This is a genomic window from Kribbella sp. NBC_01505 (genome assembly GCF_045040285.1).
In the GTDB taxonomy this organism is placed as follows: domain Bacteria; phylum Actinomycetota; class Actinomycetes; order Propionibacteriales; family Kribbellaceae; genus Kribbella.
In genome coordinates this window covers 9,392,708-9,413,079 of the sequence record NZ_CP109425.1, presented here as the reverse complement: position 1 = coordinate 9,413,079, position 20,372 = coordinate 9,392,708, and the positions used below count along the sequence as shown (strand labels likewise).

Below are 20,372 nucleotides of genomic sequence, written 5' to 3'. Positions count from 1 at the left end.
CGCCCGATGGACAGCCCGGAAGGGCATCGATCGACGCGCTCGTGCAGACCTGCTTCGCCGGGTTGAGGAGGAGGTTCTTCCAGACTTGGAACGCCGGATCGATGAGTATGCATACTCGATCGTCGGCCCCGCGACGCTGGCTTTCTATCTCAGTGGCCGGCAGGCATCTGTCCTCGGTAAAGCGGGTCGGCTACGACATCCTGAAGCGGAGCCGTAGGTCGAGGTGGTGGTGGAGACCGGGGATTTGGAACTGGGGGCGCGGAGGCGAGTACGGGGCGTCGTCGCCCAGGGCGACGAGTTCCCAGGTTGGGCTCAGCATGGGGGAGAGCAAGTCGGCGATCAGCGCGAAGTAGGCCTCATTGTCCAAGGGGTTGATGAAGGCTTCGACGCAGATGTGGTCCGGGTTGCCGATCCATGTGTCGATGCTGCGCGATCCCAGGCGCGCCAGGAGCCCCAGACGTCGTACGACTGAACTGATGACCTTCAGTCCGTCGCCGGCGCCGCGGTAGTCGTCTTCGCGGAGTTCAGTCGATGTCATGGCGCCTGGGGACTCGAGGACCGTGCAGCGATGGTCTCCGTCCATGCAGTCGTTGTGTGCGTCCATGACCTGCTCGGAGCTGATGCCATTGAAGACAACGGATCCGGGCTTGCCGAGGCGATAGAACTCGACGCCTTGGTCCAAGGCACGCATGCGCAGCCCTGGTACGCCGTCGTTCGTCGGGGCGGAAATGACAGGGTGACCTGGGGACGCGCGGCGCAGTTGGATTGTTGCGTCTCTGAAGGACTCGAGCGTGGCCTGCGAGCGGAAGCGCGCGCGCCGGGACAAGGCAGATGTCGTCATGGGTTCTCCAGCGGCCGCTGACCCGGTCCGCGAGATCGACGGACAAGCACGAGAGATCGAATGCTGGTGGCGCAATGGGGGAGCCGAGCTCCTTGGTCTGCGCGGCTGGGTCAGCCACCGAGCGGACTGGGGCACCACAATGCCCGCGACGACAGTAGCAGGTCGCGGGCGCCGCAGGTCAACGGTCGAGCCAGGGCAGCACGCTCTTGATCGCGGCGGCCAGGGCGGCGAGCGTCGTTGCCGCGGTGAGGTGAGTGCGATGATCCGCCGAAGGTTCCACGGGTTCCAGGCACGGTGGTCGTCGAGTGGCGGGAAGCGTAAGCGGCTCGCTCCCAGGACGCGCAGGTCACCGAGTATTGCCAGGTCGACGACGCGGGTGATGGCGATGTCGGAGTTGAGACGACTTTGCGCGCCGCTGAACTCACCATGGGCCGGACCTTCGCCGTCCACTTCGACCACGGCGACGACTTCTACACCGCTCTGGCCGAGTTCTGCGCCGAGCACGACGTCCGCCAAGGCTTCATCCCGATGTTCATCGCCGGCATGCGGGAGGTCGAGCTCGTCGGCACCTGCGAGAAGCTCGAGAATCCAGATGCTCCGGTCTGGAGCGCCGTACATCTGGAGAACGTCGAGGCGATCGGCGCCGGCACGCTTGCGTGGGACGATGAGACGGGCGGAGTGCTGCCGCACATCCACGCCTCCGTCGGTCTGAATGGGCACTCGGCGATGGCGCATACGAGTCATCTCCTGGGCGCGAAGATCCAGTTCCTCACCGAGATGTTCGTCGTGGAGGTGGCATCGCAGACCTTGTCCCGCGTTCGTCGGCCGGACCTCCACAACGTTCCGCTGCTCTCGTTCTGACGGGTCAACTGTCGGGGTCTTGTCGGCGGGCTGCCTTCAGGGCTCGCTCGATCTTGGTGTCGAGCTCACTGATCTTGCGGCGCATCTGGTCTTCGCGGAGCCATTCCTCCCGACTGACCTGAGCTGCCCAGACTTGGGCGATGAAGGCACCGAGGCCGAACAGGGCACCAACAATCAAGGCCATGCCGAGATCTCGTGGCGCATCCTCGGTGAGGAAGATCAATAGTGCGCCGATGATCGCGACGACGAGGTGGAATCCCACGAAGTACTTTGCTAGTCGCAACGATCCGAATCGTGCGTTGATGCCGACCGGCCCGAGGCGGAAGTTCCAAGTGCTCAGCTCATCTCGAAGATCTTCCCATTGCACCCAGAGGGCATCCAGATCCTCTGAAGACTGTGGCTTCTTGCCCATGCTCTGAGTGTGCCAGGGAACGGTTGATGGCGCGGGCGGGTGCCGGTGTGGCGGCACTCCTGGAACGGCTGATCCGGGTTCTGAGTTGGTGTTCTTCCGACGACCGTCGGAGGCATGGATCACTTGTCTGCCTGGAGAAACGGCATCGGATCGCGGATACCGGATCCGCGGGCGGTTCCGACCGAGGCGGCGCGACGGCGGCTGATCGACGTCACGCAGGCAGCGACCCGGTTCTACCGGCGAGAACTATTCAGGGAGAAGAAGGGATGGGCGCGTGACTATCTCAAGCAGGGAGGGTCGCTTGCTCAGCTCGACGAGGGTTCGAGGTGGATGTTCGGGTATGCGCCAGCTTCTCGATCACGGTTGGTGGATCACCTGCGAGCGCTGGGATTCGACCTAACGTCAATGCGGAACGTCGGTCTCGGAGCCGTCGGTGCGGACGGCCGGTTGGTCGACCGGTTCCGCGATCAATTGATGCTTCCGGCGAGGGACGACCGCCTGCAGATCGTTGGCTTCACCGGCGGACGGCGGAGCGGTGGCTCGGCCTACTACACCGCTTCGCCGAACACCCAGATCCACCGCCGATCGGGCAGCATCATCGGGATCGCCGAGCAACTCGATCTTCTGTCTGAAGAAGCGTCACCGGTCCTGGTCGATGACCCGTTGGATGCATTCGCGATCGAGAACGTCAGCCGACTGAGTGGCGGTCGATGGGCTGGAATCCCGTTGTGCGGCGCGCTCCTGTCGGCTGGACAGTCGCGAATCCCAGGTGCTGGGGTTCATGCGGTGACCGATACTGTGGTCGTCCTGGTCTCGGACAATGAGGCTGCGCGGCGGAGGGCCGTTGAAAGCCTGCCCGATCTAGCCAGGTCCTTTCGCCGCGTCCAGGCCGTCGACCTATCGCGCGGCCTGTCACCAGCCATGTTGAGGACGACACGTAGCGGCTTCAACGCCTCCATGAAGAACTGGGATAGCGCCTGTTCGTGCCCACAGCATCAGGATAGAACAGATGATCGAGTATTATGAAGTCTGCCTGTGAGTCTCATGGTCTGGCGCACCGCGGATCCGCGGTTCTGTGAGAATGCGTAGATGGTGTCACGAAGCTGGAGTGATGATCCGATCGAGAGTCGTGCTGACGATGCCTTCGATCGGGCCGGCTATGCAGATCGAGCCGCCGATCTCATCGCCACAAGTCACTCGTCGGCCTCCAGCACGGTGTTCGGCCTGAGTGGTCCGTGGGGTAGCGGAAAGAGTTCGATGGTCGCGATGATCACCGAGAGCCTCGAGCAGCGGTATGCCGGATGGAAGGTTGTCCGGTTCACCCCGTGGGCAACCAGCGATGTTGCCGGGTTGTTGAGCGAGTTTTATTCGACGTTGATTCAGCCGCTGCCCCGCCGTCGCAAGGTCGGCAGGAAATCACGCAGTGCGTTGGCCAGACTTGCACAGATCTCGGCTCCCGCCGCCTCGGCGATCCCGGGCGCAGGTAAACCGATCGGGGAGACACTCAAGACAACGGGGCAATGGCTGGCGGAGCCGACGCCGTGGGACAAGGCCTTCGCCAAAGCCACGAAGGGTCTGCGGAAGCTCGGCATACCGGTCCTGGTGGTAGCCGACGACATCGATCGGTTGGACCCGACCGAGCTGTCCGCGCTCTTCAGGGTCGTCCGGTTGCTGGGGCGGTTCCCAGGCGTGAACTACTTGCTCGCGTACGACGAACGAACCCTCGCCCGGTCGTTCTCATCCGGCAACCAGACGGACTCGAGAGCGACCTTCGAACGATTCATCGAGAAGATCGTGCAGTATCCGTTGGTGGTCCCACCGCTGATGCAGACCCAGATACTGCATCGGCTGGACGATGGCATCCAGGAAGTTCTGCAGGAGACCAAGCGAGATGGCATCGACTGGGATCGGCTCTCCCGGGTCGGGGACCTCTTTCCCACTCACCTGTGGACACCACGAGGCGTCGACCGCTTCGTTGCCCAGGTCCGGCATCATCTACCGATGCTCAGCACCACCGAGATCGACGACGTCGATGCCATGTTGCTGATGCTGATTCGTGTGGCCTTCCCGCCACTGTATGCCGAACTCCCGGCATGGCGTTCCCGCGTTCTCAACGGTCATGACGGCGTTGTGGACCTGTCGAGCGACGGCATCAGGTACAGGTCTCTTGATTGGCAGCCACTGGTCGATGTCGCGCCGAGCGACGCGCGGACGGAGGCGGCGGCGTTGCTCCGCGAGCTGTTTCCGAAGCTGCCGACCGGCGAGGCCCAGTCGATGCCTCCCACCATGCCGCGACGGATCGCCCACAACGACTATTTCGATCGATACTTCGCGATGGGTATCCCAAGCCACGACATCTCCGATCAGGCCGTCCAGGACGCAATGTCCGCAGCAATCGCCGGTGATGCTTCCGCTCTGCGAGATCTCTTGAGCGGCACCGATTCGGCCAAGACCTATCTCGTCCTGACGAAGGTCCGCACACAATCGAACGACCTGACCGATGTGGAGCGTCTCCGCCTGGTCCGCGTTCTGGCCGGGCACGCCGATGTCATGTCTTCGAGGTCAACAGTTGTGGTCGATCCGTACGCGACATTGACCGACTGGATGGGCACCGTGCTCGCCTCCTCGGACTCCGCGCGAGCGCCGGGGGCGGTCGCCGACGCACTAGAGCCGGCCGAACTTCGAACGAGGCTCATAGTCTGGCGCGGCGTCATAAGTCTTGTCGGAGACAGCTCGGGGAGTGACTGGGTCGGTGCTTCTACGAAGGTCCTCGCCGATCAAGCGAGGTTGGCCTTTATGGCTAGCCTGCGCGCCAAGGATGCTGCACCCGAAACAGAACCGGTGGGGTTCTACCGAAGCTTTGCCACTGTATTCGGCGATGCTGGAGAGCTGAAAGCGGAGATCGGCGTCGCTCTTCGTGCGGGCGACGCAGGTCTAGACGATCTCGCCGCCCGCATGGTCGGGCTGCGTGCTGCCGCTCCGGCCGGAGCTTCTTGGTTTCTCGCCGACTTTGATCAGAGGGCTTGGAACATGCTCGCCCCCGATTTGGATGATCCCTGGTACGACCAAGATCCGGTGCCGGATGTCGACGTCTCCGTGACGTCCTGGCCGAATCGCAAGCTTTACTGTCAAGGCCGCGTCGACCGGCCGAACTCTGCCTCCTCGACCGACTTAGACTTCGACTAGTTTGCTTGAAACCTTGGGTGCAGACCTCATCAGCACGATTCAACCCCCCCCAAAGCCGATGTCCGGAATCGTGTTCGGGAGTGGTGTGCCGTAGAGCTCGTAGGTGGAGGGCGAGGTGATCTTCGCCGATGTCCGGGATGGCGTAGGCGGATACGAAGGCGCCCACCGATTGCTAGTGCCCGACCGATCGTTCAGTGTTTCTAGGGAGTGGCCGAAGCGGCCGACGGTGAGGCCGGCGACGTCGCACCGACAGATCTGGGAAAGGCTGAACAAAGTCTTGGTCTGTAGTGGCGTCGCCGGCCTCGGGCCGTGAGGTTCGCGGGGGAGCTGGGATGGTTTCGAGGACGTCGGCGGCGAGAGGCTGGGCGGAGAGGGGGTAGTCGGCTGCGAGTGATCCGGTTCCCGAGGTCTACCTTCAAGGTGGCGCGCGTGAATCCGATCCGGGTCATCGTCTGACCGAATCAGCCGCCGCCTTAGCGGACGACGGCGTCCCTTGGTCTTGCTTCAGGGAGTCGGGACAGGTCGGTCGGGTAGCTGGGGCCGAAAGATGGCTCCGTGCGGCCGCTGAGACCGGTCACGACGATGCGAAATACAACCTAGGCGTGGTGCTGCATGAGCGCGGTGACGACGCGGAGGTCGAGCGCTGGTTCCGGTCGGCCGTCGCTGCTGGTGTTGAGGCAGCAAGGGATGATCTCCAGAGCCTGATGCGCAGGCGGCGGGACCTTCGGAACTAGCAGTGCGATCGCTCGGCTTCAGGGGCCGCCTGGTCCGTAACTGCTCCGTGGGCCGCTGACAAGTCGCGAGCGGTGTTCTGAATGCGTCGAGATGCGCCACGTGATCGGCAAGCCGGTAGTCGATGTCGGGCCGCCTACGCGCCGGTGCTGGTCAAGGTCCGAAGGCGATGCTTCGCGGCGCGCTCTACGAACAACGGAACGAAATCGCGAATCGGGTTGCCGTCGAACTCGAGTCGGCTGTCGGCGACGGCGCGTTCTATGGTGTCTGGGGAGAGGCCAGAGAACTTCTTGGTGAGTCGCTCGGCTGCTTCGGCTATCGCGCGGTCTTCATCAGAGCGGTTCATCTGTCCAGATGAACGTGGAAGGCGCCGTGACGCAAGGCTGTTCACCGACTGTTCGTTTGGCGCGCCCGACCTTCTCAACCAGCGCCTCCAGCTGGTCGCATCCGTGACCTCGACTGATGGTGGTCAAGGCGCGGAGTCTTTCGTTGCCATGGTGGAACACATCTGTGAAGTCTGGATGGGACTGCAGATAGTTCGAACTATGGGTCATGGCAGCGTACGGCGAGCCGTGGCCGGAGAGGGACCATCTCGCTCGGGGACCCCGGTCTATGATTACGCAACGCCACCGATCATGTGCTGGGGGATGGATTGATGATTGCTGGGACTCCGTGGCCTGAGCGTGTGGCTTCCTTTGTGGATCGCGTGCCTCAGCGCGCGTTGATGGGGCAGCACTTCAAGGCGAGCCTCGAGGCGGAGGCGCCCTGCCGGTTCTACATTCACGGTATCGAGCAGTCCGGGCGCTGGAGTCTGGCGTCGCAGTTCTTCCATGAGAACGTGGAAGACTTCAAACGAAACTACGTCGAGGTGCTGGCGCGCCAGGCCGATGGTCTGCCGGTTCCGGTGGGAGACATGCTGGCGCAGGCTTTGATCGGACTTGGCGCGCAGGAGCGCGAACTGCCGACTTCCGACCATGCGCGTGCTCACGAGCTCCAGCGCAGGTCGGTGGCGCAGACGTATCTGATGGTCATCCGGGATGTGGTGTCCGCGGAGCAGGTCCGGCTGCTTGTCCCGACATCTCCGGGAGTCACGGTGGTCGTGACGGCACGGGCGAACCTGTGGGACCTGCAGGCGACGTATGACTTTCGGCCTGTCCCCTTGGACGAACTTCCACCGGATGCGGCACTGCAGTTGATGGCCGAGCGCCTCGGTGAGGCCGTGACAACGGTCGAACCCGACATCCTGCAGAAGTTGGTCGCGTTGTGCGAAGGGCACCCATTGGTGATCCGGAGGCTCGCCGCGCGACTGAGTGCCCATCCCGATCTCGCACAGAGGATCGTCGGGGACGCAGAGAACTCATCTGTCGGTGTGCTCGAGTTGGACGAGTCGAAGTGGCTTGCGGACCATGTCTACGACGCATTGGATGACGAGCTGCGTCGGGCCTACCGGCTGTTGGTGCTCATTCCAGGTCCTGATTTCGGCGCCGGGGCTGCTGCGGTGGTTCTCGATGCCGACGAACGCTTGGCTGCCAAACTCATCGACAAGCTCGTGGACGGCAACATGCTGCGGACGGCAGGCTCGGGGCGATACGCGTACTTCCGGCTGCTGCGGTCCGATGCTGCGAGCCGGATCGAGGATCGAGACGACCGGGCCGCAGTGGTGACCAGGGTGACGGAGTGGTATCTGTCCGAGCTGGATCCGCGGGATGGCGCCTTGGCGAACCGTTGGAGGGTCGGAGCGACGTCCGAGTCGGTGCCTGTGTCTGTTGATCGTGGCGAGGCCCTGGCCTGGTTCAGGGCTGAGCAGGCGTCGGTGCTGGCCTGTGTGGCGAGCGCCGCAGACAACGGGCAGCATGAGGTCGCGGTGCGACTCTGCCTCGGGCTGTACAAGTACGCCCATCATCAGGGGCGTCTCGATCTCTGGCTCGACTGCCTTCAAGCAGGGCTCAGATCTGCTGAGCTGACCGGAAACACTGCTGCGATCATGCAACTCGAGTCGCATCGAGGGGCTGCTCATCTTGCGAAGGAGGAGTTCGAGGCGGCGCGGGCGAGCTTCTTGCAGTCGTTGAAGTGTGCGCGCGAGATCGGGCATGCGATGGGGGAGCAAAGCGCCCTGGAGTGGCTCGGTAAGGTCGCGACCGCCGAAGCCAAGGTCGCCATGGCGGAGGAGAACTTCGAGGTCGCAACGACCAAGATCGATGAGGCATTCCGGTACTACGACGACTCCGAGAAGGTCGTGCAGCTCGCGGGCGAGATGATGCCGGCTGATCAGCCGCCCCGAATGATCGCGTTGCTCGGTCTTCAGCGGGCCAGGACCGCGGCGATCGTGCCGGACCACGTGGCATCGGCGCGATGGGCAGGTGGAGCGCTGAGCTTCTTCGATCTGTCGACCGAAGTCGAGAACCGTGCGAAGTGTCTGATGGTCCTAGGGGCTGCGACAAGCAACCTGCCCGCTGGCGACGACCCGGTCGAGTGTTTCGAGAAGGCGGCTGGACTCTTCGCCGAGGACGGGCTACGGCGAGGAGAGGCCGAGGCACGTTTCCACCTTGGGCTTGGGCTGTCGGGCCGAGGCCAGGCCGATGACGCGCTAGTGGCTTACCAGCGTGCGCATGAGCTCTACACCGAGCTCGGCGCTGCCGAGGCAGATGAGGTGTTGCGGGCGATCGAGTCACTCGGCCTTTGAGGAGACCTGGCTGAGGGCGACGATGACTTGTGCCGAGCCGATACGGATCTCAAGGGTCTCGGGTGGAGTGTGTTGTGCCGCCAGTTGGTTATGGACGACTGACGCAGGGATTACTGGGTCGACCGGATGGTTGGTGGCAGAGCGCACGGTCAACTTGGCCGTCCAGCCGGTCCGGTGGACCAGCGAACACGAATCCGGTCCGGTGCGGATGGCAACTATTGAGCAGGCGGGACGTTCCCGGAAGATCGTGCTGGGTGCTGTTGCCGGTCCATCGACGACGCAGATCGCGGCGTTGGTGAAGAGGTCGCGGCGGGGTTCATCGGCCGAGACAACGAGGTGCCGTGCTGTGTCCTCCGGGGATTGGTCCGGGCGCCCGACAACAGACGCCGGCCAGCGCCTAACGGTGTAGATGCCTTCGGCGTCAGACGAGGCAGCGGCCCACCAAGCGGTAAGGGGCTGGCGGATCGGGCTCAGTCGGTCGGCGTCGTACTGGGGGACAATTGCAGGTGACTGAGGCTCGGGCAGCTTCATCAGACGGTAGAATTCTGCGCGATGGAGGGCGCTCGCTTCGCCGGGTACGGACGTAGTCAGGATACGGACAGGCGAGTCTGCGAGGGTGGCTCTGGCGAGCTGGGGCTGGAACGCCGCGCGGAGGTTGAACCTCGCCGACGACCGGCCAAGGGCATCGATGGCCGACTTGGGCACGACATCCTCGGCAGGAAAGGCAGCGAGGACAGTCGGGCGACCGGCGGCAGCGGCATAGCCGCTGACAGAGCCGTGGTCGCCCAAGACGACGCCGGCGGCGAGGATCGCTTGCTGCCATCCCTCGGCCGGGGGAATCAGCCTGACACCAGCGCGCAGGCAATCACCGAGCCAGAGGCGGATTTGCGCGGGGCCGTGGGCGTACCAGATGTTGGGGTGGAGGATGACAGCGACGACATACGAGTCGAGCTCAAGCTCTGCAACCAGATTGGCGATGAGATCGGGGTTCGCACCGAAGAGAGATCGGCCTCCCCATGTTGAGGTCACGGCCACAATCGTTCGGTCGTCGTGCACTCCGAGCGCACGACGATAACGCTCACGACGGTGTTCACTGACCATCAGACGGTCGAAGCAGGGGTCGCCGCCTACGAATGCCGAGGACACGGCTTCGGGCGATGCCGCGGCTAGCCGATCGATTTGCTCGTGATGCGTCAGAACGATCGAAGCCGGCGTGAGCTCTCCGTCATACAGAAGCCATCTCGGGCTGAGGCCGTAGGTGTCCCGGTGTCCCGGTGTCCCGGTGTCCCGGTGTCCCGGTGTCCCGGTGTCCCGGTGTCCCGGTGTCCCGGTGTCCCGGTGTCCCGGTGTCCCGGTGTCCCGGTGTCCCGGTGTCCCGGTGCGAGTATTTAGTATACCCCATACCATGTGACAGGACGGCTAGTGGTGCACGGATCTTGTGGAGGTCGCCGCTGTGGTGGGCGGACAGCGCAAGATCGAACTCGACCGTCAGTGCGCGTTCCCACGGAATCACTCGTGTGCCTTGGGCAACGAGGTGTTCCTCGATACCAGCAGACACCGCGGACGCGTCAGGGAACGTGAAGACGAGTTGCACACGGCGGTCGGAGTCGAAGACCGGGAGGATGTCCGCGAACCTGTTCCAGGCCGTGACTGTATGGACGATCACCAGAACGGTCCGATGCGGCGAGACTGTTCGCCACGGTGCGGAATCCGGTCCGACCGGGACGAGGAGCCGGTCTGCGGTGGGCAAGCGCCTTCTCCTGAGGTAGCGGATGTACGTCAGCATCGTAGTCACGACGTCTACCCGATGACCCGCGCCGTACCGCGTCGAACCGCGCGGGCCTGAGTACGGTGATCGCCATGAACTCGACCTGGCTCCCGTTTGCTCTGGCTTTCCTCAGCGGCTTCTTCGCCCTCGCCGGCTCATGGCTCACCGGTGCCCAAGCGCGACGGCGGGAGTCGCGGGATCGGGATGCGCGGCGGACCGAGCGCCGCTATGAGGTGCGCAATGAGGTCTACACGAATCTGGTGCTGCAGGTGGACGCGTTCGCGATCACCGTCGACCGAGCCCCAGCCCTTGATGAGCTCGCGTCCGCACTGGCCGGTCTCAACAGACTGACCGTCCCCGTGGCCTTCCAATCGCGGGAAATTGCAGCGGGGCCGCTCAAGGAGCTGGTGGTCCTCGCGGAGCGGTTAGCCGGCCCCTTGGCACGATCGGCAGCGTCGAACCCGGACCGCATCGCTACCGTTGCAGACTACGCCGCGGCTCGCGCCGTACTCCTCGATGCTCTCTCGCGAGACCTCGATCGGTACCTCTGGTGATTCTTGGCATTATGCGTGACGAGCAGGAAGAGGCCGGCGACGAAGGAGGCCGCTTGCCTCCAAGAGTGTGTGGCTATCCGGTGGCGAATTGCGGGCGGAGTGTGGGCTCGGAGGGGACGGTGGCGACGACGCCGTTGACGGTGAAGCGCAGGCCGAATCCGAGGAGTCCTGGGAGGCCGGCCAGGGTGGGTAGTCCGAGCGCGGACGTGCTGCAGGGCTTGGCGAGACGGGACGGGTCGGCGGGGCCTGGGTGCTCGAGAGCATCTCGCACGAGCTGGTTGGTCAGCGGGTCGACCAGGATCGTGAAGTGCTCGACGAGCCGCCCGGGGCATACGTCTTGCAGCACGATGTTGCGAGCGCCGAGCATGTGGCTGGCGGCCGGTTGCGGGGTGATCAACTCGTCGTACGCGGTGGAGATCGAGGTGTACGACGGCCCGCGGGGTGCGGGCTTGCGGTTGACGGCCGTCAAGAGTTTCGACCCGGTCCGGATCTGCCACTGCGATGGCGAGCAACGCAGCGTGGTGCAGACCGTGGCAGCCACCTCGGTGCCGTGGTGTGGTGCGGCCAGCGAGATGTAGTCGGACACCTTGGCGGGCACGTCCGGCCAGAACCGGAGTGCGAGCAGCCAATCGATCCCACCATGCTGGTGACCGAGCACGGAGACCTGCCGACCGCTGCGTTCGCTGACGGTGCGGATCGCGTAGACCGCAAATTCTGCAGCCCGCTGCAGATCGCCGTACCCCCTGTCGGCAAGGGTGATCGAGCAGGTTGGGAAGCCCCATTTCGGCAGGTCCTTCAGGTACGTCGCACCGTAGGACTCCTGCGCTGTGGAGAATGCCGGAAACAGCAGCACGGGATCGCGCTTGGCCCGGTCGACGTCCGCCGTACAAGTCAGAGACGCGGCAAGTTCCTTGGCCGGCACAGTCAGCGGCGGACCCTGATCAGCAGCAGCTGTGGCGGCCGGAACCAGCCCGGCGACAAGGACGAGGGCGGCGATCAGCGCGATACGGCCTGCTTTCACCTACTCAACGTAGTGCGGCGATCCCACCGAGTAAAGCGAGTCTGGCCTCTTCGGGTGGCTGGCGGCCCGTCGCCCGGGATCGGCCGGGCGACGGGCTGATCGGGGTCAGCTGCTCTTGGCGCTGGTGTTGATGGTGCCGTTCACGCCGTGGGGGAAGAAGCCGCCCTTGGTGACGGCCTTGGGGTTGAGGTAGACGACGTTCAGGACCTGGCCGGCGCTACGGCTGAAAGCGATGCCGTTGCGGTCGGTGGGCACGATGTTGGTTTTTCCTTGGTACGTCGTGCCCTGGTCGAGGTCGGACTTGCCGTCGAGGCTGTCGCGTGCGTTGGAGATCGCGACCGACGGCGCCTGGAGCCCGCGGGCGACCAGGCTGGTGCGGATATTGGCCGCATGGTAGGCCTCGACGGCCAGGATGCCGGCGGCCGCTTCGAGGTAGGTCTTGTTGCTGATCAGTGGTGCTGCGCCCTTGTACGCCGTGACGCCGACGTCCTCGAAGACGTAGGCCGCGAGCAGGAAGTTGTTCTCGTTCGCGTACGCGTCGAATCGCTGACCGGGCTTGATCAGTCCGGCCGCCGTCGCCGCTGCGGTGAAGGCAGCGTCGATGTCGATGGACGGCCTCGCGACTGCGGCGCTGCCGAGCGCGCTGCGGAGGAACCGTACGTGGGCGAGTTCGTCGGCGGCGATTTCCTCGGCGTAGGCACGGATTGACTTGGTCGGGAACTTGACCTTCCGCCCGCCCTTGACGCCGCCGGGCTTGCCTTTGCCGTAGATCTCGGCTGCGGACAGCCCGTAGCCACGCACAGCGCGGAGGTAGAACTCGGCCTCGAGATACTCGAGGTTGAGGGCGAAGTTCAGTACTGCGCCGTCGCTCGGCTTGGCGTCGGCGTGCTCCGAGCTTGCCGACGCGGGGCCTGCGCTCAGCAGCCCGGCGCCGGCCACCCCGGCGATTCCGGCGGCCCCGGCCGACCGCAGGAACCGTCGGCGGTCGACATCACTCTCAGCGCTGCGGTTGATGGCATTGCGGATGAACAGTTTGTCGAACATGCGCTTCTCTCCAAGAGGCGAGAATCGGCTCAGGTAGGCGGTAGCCCCGGGTGAGGACCTGGACCGTACGTACCGGCGAGGCGACACATACGGCTCACGGTATTCGGAGCCGAACGCCGATTGGACAGGTATCAATTCGTGGCACGCCGAATCTGAGGAAAGTTGGCGCGGCTTTGAACGCCGGGAGCGGCGAGACCGTACTCACCCGCGTCATTCACCGGATTCGAGGAGTTCGTCATGAAGAGATCGCTGGCAGTTGTAGTTGCTCTGGGCACCGTGCTCGCTGCAGGACTGACCGCAGTACCCTCGGCGTCGGCATCGAGTCGCAGCGCGGCTCCTGACCTGTACTTGCTGGAGAGCAACGGTGTGCTGAGCGTTCGGGATTCGAAGCTGCCGCTGCTGGCCGAGCACCGGGTCAAGGTTCACGGGCTCAAGGCTCAGGACCGCTTGGTAGGCATCGACGTTCGGCCTGCCACTGGCCAGCTGTACGCGATTGCCAAGTCCGGGCAGCTGTACACGGTGGACGTCCGCTCCGGAAAGGCTGCGGCGGTCGGTACGGCGGCCGCCGGGCCAGTCGGCACCGGTGTCGGCTTCGACTTCAACCCGACCGTTGACCGGATCCGGGTGGTCACGACCAATGGCCGCAATCTGCGGCTGCATCCCGACACCGGCGCGGTCGCCGCGACCGATACCCCGCTCGCCTACGCAGCCGGGGGATCGGCGCCGAAGGTTGCAGCGGCGGCGTACACGGACAGTTTTGCCGGGTCGACGACGACCGGCCTGTACGTTCTCGATGCACGCAAGGACGCGCTTGCCACCCAAGGCACCCTGCCCGGTACGACGCCGGCCGTGTCTCCGAACACCGGTCAGCTGTTCACCGTTGGCCGTCTGGGTGCGGACATCTCGGCCGTGAATGGCTTCGACATCAATGGCAAGGGGCGGGTGGCCGGTTCGTACGACGCGCGTGACTACGATGCGATTGCGGCCGTGCAGGGTAGCTACGGGCTGTTCGGTGGCTCCAAACTGGTGCGCGTCGACCTGAAGACCGGCCGGACCACTCCGTTGCTGGCGCTCGGGCTGGGCGAGGTCGTCGGCCTCTCCTACGCTGCCCGCTGAGTCCACGGGCCGCCGGGTACTACAGCTCGGCGGCCACCTTTCGCGAGAGGACTGCCCCAGTGCCATCGCCACAGCGTGGTCTGCGGAATGATCACGATCTCAGCAGGGATGACGGGATCCGCGCGGCTTATGCAGAGCATGGAGCCGAGCTCTACCGGTTCGCGTTGCGCCAGCTCAACGACGAGGGCGCGGCCAGGGACGTCGTACAGGAGACCTTCGTCCGTGCCTGGCGAGCCGCCGATCGGTTCGATCCGTCGCTGGCGAGTCTGCGCGTCTGGCTCTTCGCGATCGCTCGCAACCTCGTGATCGACGAGTCGCGCCGCAAGGCCGCACAGCCGGCGACGCCACAGTCTCCGGACCTGCTGACCGAACTCGGCCCGGTGACGGATGACGCCGACGACAGGGCAGTCCAGAGCTGGCTCGTCGAGGAAGCCTTGCGACGGATCAGGCCCGAGGCCCGGTCGGCCTTGATCGAGACATACCTTCGTGGGCGCCCGTACGACGAAGTTGCGGCGGAGCAAGGCGTGCCGGTCGGGACGCTGCGGAGCAGAGTCTTCTACGGTCTCAAAGCGCTACGACTGGCGATGGACGAGATGGGAGTGGAACTGTGAACACCGAAGAGCATCGCCGGCTGCGGGATCTGCTCGGGGCCTATTCCCTGGACCAGTTGAGTGCTGATGAGCGCACCGGGGTCCGGGCGCATCTCGACGGCTGTGCCGAATGCCGGGCCGAGCTGGCCGCGATCGCGCCACTGGCAGCACCTCTGCGGCTGATCGATCCCGATCGGCTGGAGCTGTCGCCAGAGGTTCCGCCGGTGTGGCTGGAAGATTCCATTGTCGCGGCGATCAAGTCCGAGCCGCGACGGATCCGGCCCACGAGAAGGTGGCTGGCTGCCGCCGCGGCTGTTCTGCTGGTCGGTGGGGCCGGCACGGGACTGGGCTATGCGCTGGCGCCGGACCCACCGAAGATTCCACTGGAGCCGGTACAGGTGACCGCGATTGCCGCGGGAGTCCAGTCCACTGCGGACGTGGTCCCGCACACGTGGGGCATGGAGATCAAGTTGACCGGCTCCGGATACGAGGACGGGAAGAGGTACCACGTGGTTGTGCTCGGCGCCGACGGCCGAGTAGCGCCCGCGGGCGAGTTCATCGGCACTGGGGCGAAGCGAATGCTCTGCAACCTGAACTCCTCAGTCCTTCGCCGTGACGCGAGGACCTTTGAGGTGCTCGACGAGACTGATCGGGTTGTCCTGAGAGGTCAGGTCTGACAGCGTACGATCACACTGCGAGTCGGACGTGTGCGGCGTGACCGGAACCAGCCACCGCCTACCGTCCCTGACGAGCAGGAAGGCTGCATCATGAACCAGTCCGTCGGTCTACCGTGGCCGGCGGTCGGCGACGCGCCGCCCGACCAGGCTCTGGTGGCTCGCGTCGCTCTCGGGGACACGCAGGCTTACGGTGCGCTGTTCGACCGGCTGTCGCCATTGATCTTCGGGCTCGTACGGCGAGTGCTGCGGAACCCCGCGCAGTCGGAGGAGGTGACGCAGGAGATTATGGTCGAGATCTGGCGAACCGCCTCTCGCTACGATCCGTCCAAGGGCTCGGTCAGTGCCTGGGCGCTGACGATGGCGCGTCGGCGGGCGATTGATCGGGTCCGATCGGAACAGGCCTCCGCGGATCGCGATCACCTTGTCGGGATACGCTCGGCCGAGATCGACTTCGATCAGGTGACGGACACGGTCGTGAACAATCTCGAGGCCCAGCAGGTCCGTCATTGTCTGGGCTCGCTGACCGAACTACAGCGAGAGTCGATCACTCTGGCCTACTACCAGGGCTATACCTACACCGAGGTCGCTGCGTTGCTGGAGGCAAATGTGTCGACCGTCAAGGCGAGGATGCGCGACGGCCTGATGCGGTTGCGTGACTGCCTCGGTGTCCCGGGGGAGCGATGAGCATGAACGAAGACATCCATTCGCTGGCGGCGCCGTACGTGCTGGACGCGTTGCCTGACGACGAACGGATTCTGTTCGAGCGGCACCTGCTCGAGTGTGTGGTGTGCGCCGACGAGGTCGCGGGGTTCAGTGCGGCCGCGGTCCGGCTGAACGCCGGGAACGCTGTAACACCTCCACCATCCTTGAAGGAATCGGTGATGGCCTCGATCGGGCGGGTCGAGCAACTGCCGCCGCTGCCTGAGCCCACTGTGCCCATTGAGCGCGCGACGATCCAGGTGTCGCCTGCGCCGGTGCGGCGGCAGTCCTTCGGGCGGCGCTCGTTACTTGCTCTGGCAGCTGCGCTGGTGATCGTCGCCGGTACGGGCGCGGTGGCTGTGGACCAGTACCGCAAGAACTCGGCGACTCAGCGAAACACCGACCAGATCGCCGCTGTATTGGCTCAACCGGATGCGCGGACCGTCCACGGTTCACTGAAAGGTGGCGGTCAGGCGACCATGGTCGCCTCGGATGGGCGCGATGCGGCCGTCGTCGTACTGAGTGATCTGCCGGTGCTGCCGTCGGACAAGACGTACCAGCTCTGGCTGATCGACAGTTCGAAGGCCGCCCATTCCGTCGGTCTCGCGCAAGCTGCCTTCAGCGATCAGACCAGGGTCCTCACCGGCGGAGTGGCGGGCAAGGTCGCCTTCGGTGTCACCGTCGAGCCACGAGGTGGATCGCAGGCGCCGACGATGCCGGCAGCGGTCATCATTCCGATGGCGGCTTGACCGCCGCAAGCCAACCCGCTGCTCACCACCCTCGTCGCGGCCGTCCCCGGCAAGCTCAACACCAAGGTCAACCTCGTCTCGACCCTCAACGGCGGCCAGTTCACCGTCTTCGCACCCGTCGATTGAGGGAGGCGCCATCGTTCGTTTCCGGACCAGTACGCGCCTGCGAGAAATTGGCAGCTGTCAGCACCTATCCACCCGGCGAGCAGCCCCGAATGCCTCGCGACCTCAAGTGTGATCCAGATCACACTATATGCGATCGGGTCGCATCTGGGGAGGGTCTGGTCGCCGGTGTTCGCCGGCGGCCACCGAGTACGGACAGGGAAGGAACAGACATGAGTGACGCAACACGCCGCGGTTTCCTGGTGTTCGCGGGCGCGGGGAGCGTTGCCGCTGTCGGTGCCGTCGCCGCACCGAAGATCTTCGGTGATCGGCCTGCCGATGCTGCCACCCAGCTGGAGGCAGCGGATCTGACGAACGCCGAGTCGTTCGTGGTGCACGTCAAGAACGTGCAGAAAGGCGAGCTGGCGATCATGGTCGGCGAGCGTGAGGTCCTGGTCACCGACCGCGAGCTTGCCGCGCGCCTCGCGGGTGCCACGACCATCGCCTGACGAAGGCTCCAGGGTTCGCCATGTGCGGCCCGCCGGCAATTCACCTCAGCTACAGCTGTCATTACTGGAGGAACTTTCATGTCTTCGCATCGCGAAGCACCGGAGATCTCGAAGGATCCGGTTGCAGACAACACCGACGTGTACGCGTTCGTGAGCCCGGACAAGCCGGACACGGTGACGCTGATCGCCAACTTCATCCCGTTCCAGAACCCGTACGGTGGCCCGAACTTCTACGAGTTCGGCGACGACGTGCTGTATCAGATCCACATCTCCAACGAGGGGGACGGGAAGGCGGACATCAGCTACCAGTTCCGCTTCCACGCCGAGATCCGGAACAAGAAGACCTTCCTCTACAACACCGGTCCGATCACCTCGATCAAGGACACTACCTGGAACCGGCCGCAGTACTACTCGGTGACCCGGGTCGAGAACGGCCGCTCCCGCATCCTGGCCCGCGAGCTGGCCGCGCCGCCGGTCAACGTCGGGCCGCGCAGTACGCCGAACTACGCCAAGCTGGCCGGTGAGGCGATCCACACGTTCGGCACGAACCGGAAGGTGTTCGCCGGTCAGCGTGCGGACGGGTTCTTCGCCGACCTCGGCTCGATCTTCGACCTGGGTACTCTGCGTCCGTTCCAGGCGGCGCACCTGATCCCGTCGGCCGCGGCGATGGGCGTCAACGGCCTGCAGGGCTCGAACGTGCACACGATCGCGCTGCAGGTGCCGATCAGCGACCTGACGCGTGACGGCAAGAAGCCGACCGACGTGATGGATGCCAAGTCCGCCATCGGCGTCTACGCCACCGCGAGCCGGCAGCAGTCCAAGATCTTCGACGACCTGCTCGGGATCTCGCTGTGGCACGGCCCGCACAAGCAGGTCTCCCGGCTCGGCAACCCGCTGTTCAACGAGGTTATCGTGCCGATGGCCGAGAAGGACAAGTGGAACAGCCGGCCGCCGTCGGACGACAAGAAGTATGCGCAGTACGTCACCAAGCCCGAACTTGCGGGCCTCCTCCCCGCGCTGTATCCGGGAGTGTTCCCGAACCTCGCGGCGTACAAGAAGCCGCGGGCGGACCTGGCCGCGATCCTGTTGACCGGCATCCCGAAGGGCGTCGTACCGGGCTTCCAGAACTACACCGGTCCGGTGCAGGCCGACATGCTGCGGTTGAACGTCGCCGTACCGCCGACGAAGACGCCGAATCCGCTCGGCTTGGTGGCCGGGGATGCGGCCGGTTTCCCGAACGGGCGTCGCGTCTTCGACGATGTGGTCACAGTGGAGATCCGTGCGGTCGCCGGTTTGACGATCCCGCTGGTCGACCCGACCTACACGCCGGACGGCGCTGCCTCGGCGGTGCAGGACGGTACGTCGAACACCAACTCCACCTACCTCAAGGTGTTCCCCTACCTGGGCACTCCGGCGGGTGGTTACCAGTCGAAGCCGGGCATGCCGGCGGCATCATGACCGAGCCAGCCACCAAGCCGCTGACAAATGCCGAGGAGAACCCGCACGCGGGCAAGGGCTCGTCGGTTCTGCTCGACATCGGTGACGGGGTCGGTGCGATCGTGGTCACGTTGCCGGCCGAGCTGGAGGACGTCGAGATCGAACGGCGCCCGGCCGGGTGGACGGACGAGGAACCACTCTCGGCCAACCACGGCAACGACTCCCAGGAACACGGTCACGGTCATGGGCACGGCGAGGGCGAGCACACCCACGGCGAGCACAGCCACCGATTCCCCCACGTGGCAGTCGTTCCTCGCCCGTCGCCCGAGGGTGAGATTGTCTATTCGGCGGTCTTCTCCGACGTCCCCGAGGGCAGCTACGAGCTGTACGTGATGCCCGACGGACCTGTCCAGCTGACGCTTGACGTGGTCAGTGGCACGGTCACCGAGGCCGACTGGCCGCGTTAACCACCCGATACGTCAGGTCGGCCGTCGGCAGTGCATCCAGCACTGGCGACGGCCGATTGCCGTTGCCGCGAACAACACGAGCAGCTTGAGACAGCCGCTGCGCATCAGGTCATCGCGATCATTGCGGCAGCTGGAAGGGTTGGCGTGGCTGATCCGCCGGCGGGTTCGACGGTGAGGCCGAAGGCGATCTTGTCGGTGACGCCGCCGTTGATCACCCTCGTCAGGTCATCGGCGCTACCGGAGGCGAGACCGATCGAGTGGGCGATGTTTGAATCGTCCATGAGCCACAACTGCCATGTCTTGTCCGACGGGAGTTTGCGAAGTCCGCGGAGTACGACGACGGCTCTGTCGCCGCCGTTGGAAGCGACGACGGCAGCTTGGCCGCCACCAGCGACTCTGGCCCGGACGGTGCGCGCATCGGGGTCGGCGAGGACGGTAGCGATCTGATCGTCTGCCTGCCGGGACGCGACGCTCTGCCGGTGCTGGTCGACAGCGATGCCGCCGCTCAGCGCCACTGCCAGGGCTGCTGCGGCGAGCGCAAGTATCGACCGTTTGCCGAACCCATGGCGGTGTGCGATCACAACGCCGATAGTGCGTGCTGGGACCAGCGGCGGAAGCTGACGTACGTGCTCGATGGTCGCCAAGACATGGGCTTTGAGCGCCGGTGGCGGCGGGGCGGCAACCTGGATGGCGAACTTGGTGGCGGCCTCACGCAGTTCCTCGACCTCGGTGGGGCAGGACTCGCATTGGGCGAGGTGTGCCTCGAAGCCGGCACGTTCGGCGTCCGGGAGCGCGTCGAGAACGTAGGGCCCAGTCAAGGCATGCACATCCGGATTTGTCATGGCATCACGTCCCTGCGGTTCTGAGGCCGTTGCTGGCCATGACGATCTCTCTCGATCCGTCGACGGATCCACCGACCAGGCG

At 64.9% G+C, this 20,372-nt stretch carries 21 protein-coding genes; 13 read left to right on the top strand and 8 right to left on the bottom strand.

Translation table 11 applies throughout. The features are described 5' to 3' along the window. Positions 1-190: 190 nt before the first annotated feature. Complete coding sequence (locus tag OG474_RS43875) at positions 191-691, bottom strand: hypothetical protein (RefSeq protein WP_405059624.1); 501 nt, start codon at positions 689-691, stop codon at positions 191-193. Between the two features lie 555 nt (positions 692-1,246). On the opposite strand from OG474_RS43875, the gene OG474_RS43870 reads away from it, so the two are divergent. Then, entirely contained in the window at positions 1,247-1,702 is a 456-nt protein-coding gene (locus OG474_RS43870) for a PPC domain-containing DNA-binding protein (protein WP_405059623.1), read from the top strand. A gap of 4 nt (positions 1,703-1,706) precedes the next feature. On the opposite strand, the gene OG474_RS43865 is transcribed toward OG474_RS43870, so the two are convergent. Beyond that, complete coding sequence (locus tag OG474_RS43865) at positions 1,707-2,114, bottom strand: hypothetical protein (RefSeq protein ID WP_405059622.1); 408 nt, start codon at positions 2,112-2,114, stop codon at positions 1,707-1,709. Positions 2,115-2,228: 114 nt separating this feature from the next. Between OG474_RS43865 and OG474_RS43860 the strand changes: the two genes are divergently transcribed. Together OG474_RS43860 and OG474_RS43855 are read left to right on the top strand one after the other, a co-directional pair. Then, positions 2,229-3,140: a hypothetical protein gene (locus tag OG474_RS43860; RefSeq protein WP_405059621.1), complete on the top strand. Its 912-nt coding sequence runs from the start codon at positions 2,229-2,231 to the stop codon at positions 3,138-3,140. A gap of 63 nt (positions 3,141-3,203) precedes the next feature. Continuing rightward, on the top strand, positions 3,204-5,300 hold the full coding sequence (locus OG474_RS43855) for a KAP family NTPase (protein WP_405059620.1): 2,097 nt from the start codon (positions 3,204-3,206) through the stop codon (positions 5,298-5,300). Between the two features lie 868 nt (positions 5,301-6,168). Here OG474_RS43855 and OG474_RS43850 read toward each other — a convergent pair. Continuing rightward, the gene (locus OG474_RS43850) at positions 6,169-6,378 is read right to left on the bottom strand and encodes a three-helix bundle dimerization domain-containing protein (RefSeq protein ID WP_405059619.1); all 210 of its coding nucleotides are present in this window, start codon (positions 6,376-6,378) and stop codon (positions 6,169-6,171) included. Between the two features lie 339 nt (positions 6,379-6,717). On the opposite strand from OG474_RS43850, the gene OG474_RS43845 reads away from it, so the two are divergent. Further along, positions 6,718-8,715 carry an NB-ARC domain-containing protein gene (locus OG474_RS43845; RefSeq protein ID WP_405059618.1) on the top strand — a complete coding sequence of 666 codons (1,998 nt, stop codon included), beginning with the start codon at positions 6,718-6,720 and terminating at the stop codon, positions 8,713-8,715. Here the strand turns inward: OG474_RS43845 and OG474_RS43840 are convergent. Beyond that, positions 8,701-9,861: a hypothetical protein gene (locus OG474_RS43840; RefSeq protein WP_405059617.1), complete on the bottom strand. Its 1,161-nt coding sequence runs from the start codon at positions 9,859-9,861 to the stop codon at positions 8,701-8,703. The genes OG474_RS43845 and OG474_RS43840 overlap by 15 nt on opposite strands. Positions 9,862-9,940: 79 nt before the next feature. Further along, complete coding sequence (locus OG474_RS43835; RefSeq protein ID WP_405059616.1) at positions 9,941-10,510, bottom strand: hypothetical protein; 570 nt, start codon at positions 10,508-10,510, stop codon at positions 9,941-9,943. A 65-nt stretch (positions 10,511-10,575) separates the two neighbouring features. Here OG474_RS43835 and OG474_RS43830 point away from each other — a divergent pair, with 65 nt between their 5' ends. After that, positions 10,576-11,037, top strand: a complete 462-nt coding sequence (locus OG474_RS43830) for a hypothetical protein (RefSeq protein WP_405059615.1) — start codon at positions 10,576-10,578, stop codon at positions 11,035-11,037. Positions 11,038-11,110: 73 nt separating this feature from the next. Here OG474_RS43830 and OG474_RS43825 read toward each other — a convergent pair whose 3' ends face one another. Together OG474_RS43825 and OG474_RS43820 are read right to left on the bottom strand one after the other, a co-directional pair. Next, positions 11,111-12,058, bottom strand: coding sequence for an esterase/lipase family protein (locus tag OG474_RS43825; protein WP_405059614.1), 948 nt, complete (start codon positions 12,056-12,058; stop codon positions 11,111-11,113). Positions 12,059-12,163: 105 nt separating this feature from the next. Further along, on the bottom strand, positions 12,164-13,102 hold the full coding sequence (locus OG474_RS43820) for a ferritin-like domain-containing protein (RefSeq protein ID WP_405059613.1): 939 nt from the start codon (positions 13,100-13,102) through the stop codon (positions 12,164-12,166). A 237-nt stretch (positions 13,103-13,339) separates the two neighbouring features. On the opposite strand from OG474_RS43820, the gene OG474_RS43815 reads away from it, so the two are divergent. From OG474_RS43815 to OG474_RS43780, 8 genes are all read left to right on the top strand, one after another. Continuing rightward, positions 13,340-14,218, top strand: coding sequence for a DUF4394 domain-containing protein (locus OG474_RS43815; protein WP_405059612.1), 879 nt, complete (start codon positions 13,340-13,342; stop codon positions 14,216-14,218). A 59-nt stretch (positions 14,219-14,277) separates the two neighbouring features. Next, entirely contained in the window at positions 14,278-14,829 is a 552-nt protein-coding gene (locus OG474_RS43810) for a sigma-70 family RNA polymerase sigma factor (RefSeq protein WP_405059611.1), read from the top strand. Continuing rightward, positions 14,826-15,485: a zf-HC2 domain-containing protein gene (locus OG474_RS43805; RefSeq protein WP_405059610.1), complete on the top strand. Its 660-nt coding sequence runs from the start codon at positions 14,826-14,828 to the stop codon at positions 15,483-15,485. Before OG474_RS43810 ends, OG474_RS43805 begins: the two co-directional genes overlap by 4 nt. 90 nt (positions 15,486-15,575) lie before the next feature. Beyond that, positions 15,576-16,169 (top strand): ECF RNA polymerase sigma factor SigK, encoded by a 594-nt coding sequence (gene sigK, locus OG474_RS43800; RefSeq protein ID WP_405059609.1) that lies wholly within the window; start codon positions 15,576-15,578, stop codon positions 16,167-16,169. A 2-nt stretch (positions 16,170-16,171) separates the two neighbouring features. Beyond that, positions 16,172-16,933, top strand: a complete 762-nt coding sequence (locus OG474_RS43795; RefSeq protein WP_405059608.1) for an anti-sigma factor domain-containing protein — start codon at positions 16,172-16,174, stop codon at positions 16,931-16,933. Between the two features lie 335 nt (positions 16,934-17,268). Next, positions 17,269-17,544, top strand: coding sequence for a twin-arginine translocation signal domain-containing protein (locus tag OG474_RS43790; protein ID WP_405059607.1), 276 nt, complete (start codon positions 17,269-17,271; stop codon positions 17,542-17,544). Between the two features lie 78 nt (positions 17,545-17,622). Continuing rightward, positions 17,623-19,002 (top strand): DUF4331 domain-containing protein, encoded by a 1,380-nt coding sequence (locus OG474_RS43785; protein ID WP_405059606.1) that lies wholly within the window; start codon positions 17,623-17,625, stop codon positions 19,000-19,002. After that, on the top strand, positions 18,999-19,448 hold the full coding sequence (locus OG474_RS43780) for a hypothetical protein (protein ID WP_405059605.1): 450 nt from the start codon (positions 18,999-19,001) through the stop codon (positions 19,446-19,448). The genes OG474_RS43785 and OG474_RS43780 overlap by 4 nt, the downstream gene beginning before the upstream one ends. A gap of 104 nt (positions 19,449-19,552) precedes the next feature. On the opposite strand, the gene OG474_RS43775 is transcribed toward OG474_RS43780, so the two are convergent. Further along, entirely contained in the window at positions 19,553-20,290 is a 738-nt protein-coding gene (locus OG474_RS43775) for an anti-sigma factor domain-containing protein (protein WP_405059604.1), read from the bottom strand. Positions 20,291-20,372: the final 82 nt, after the last annotated feature.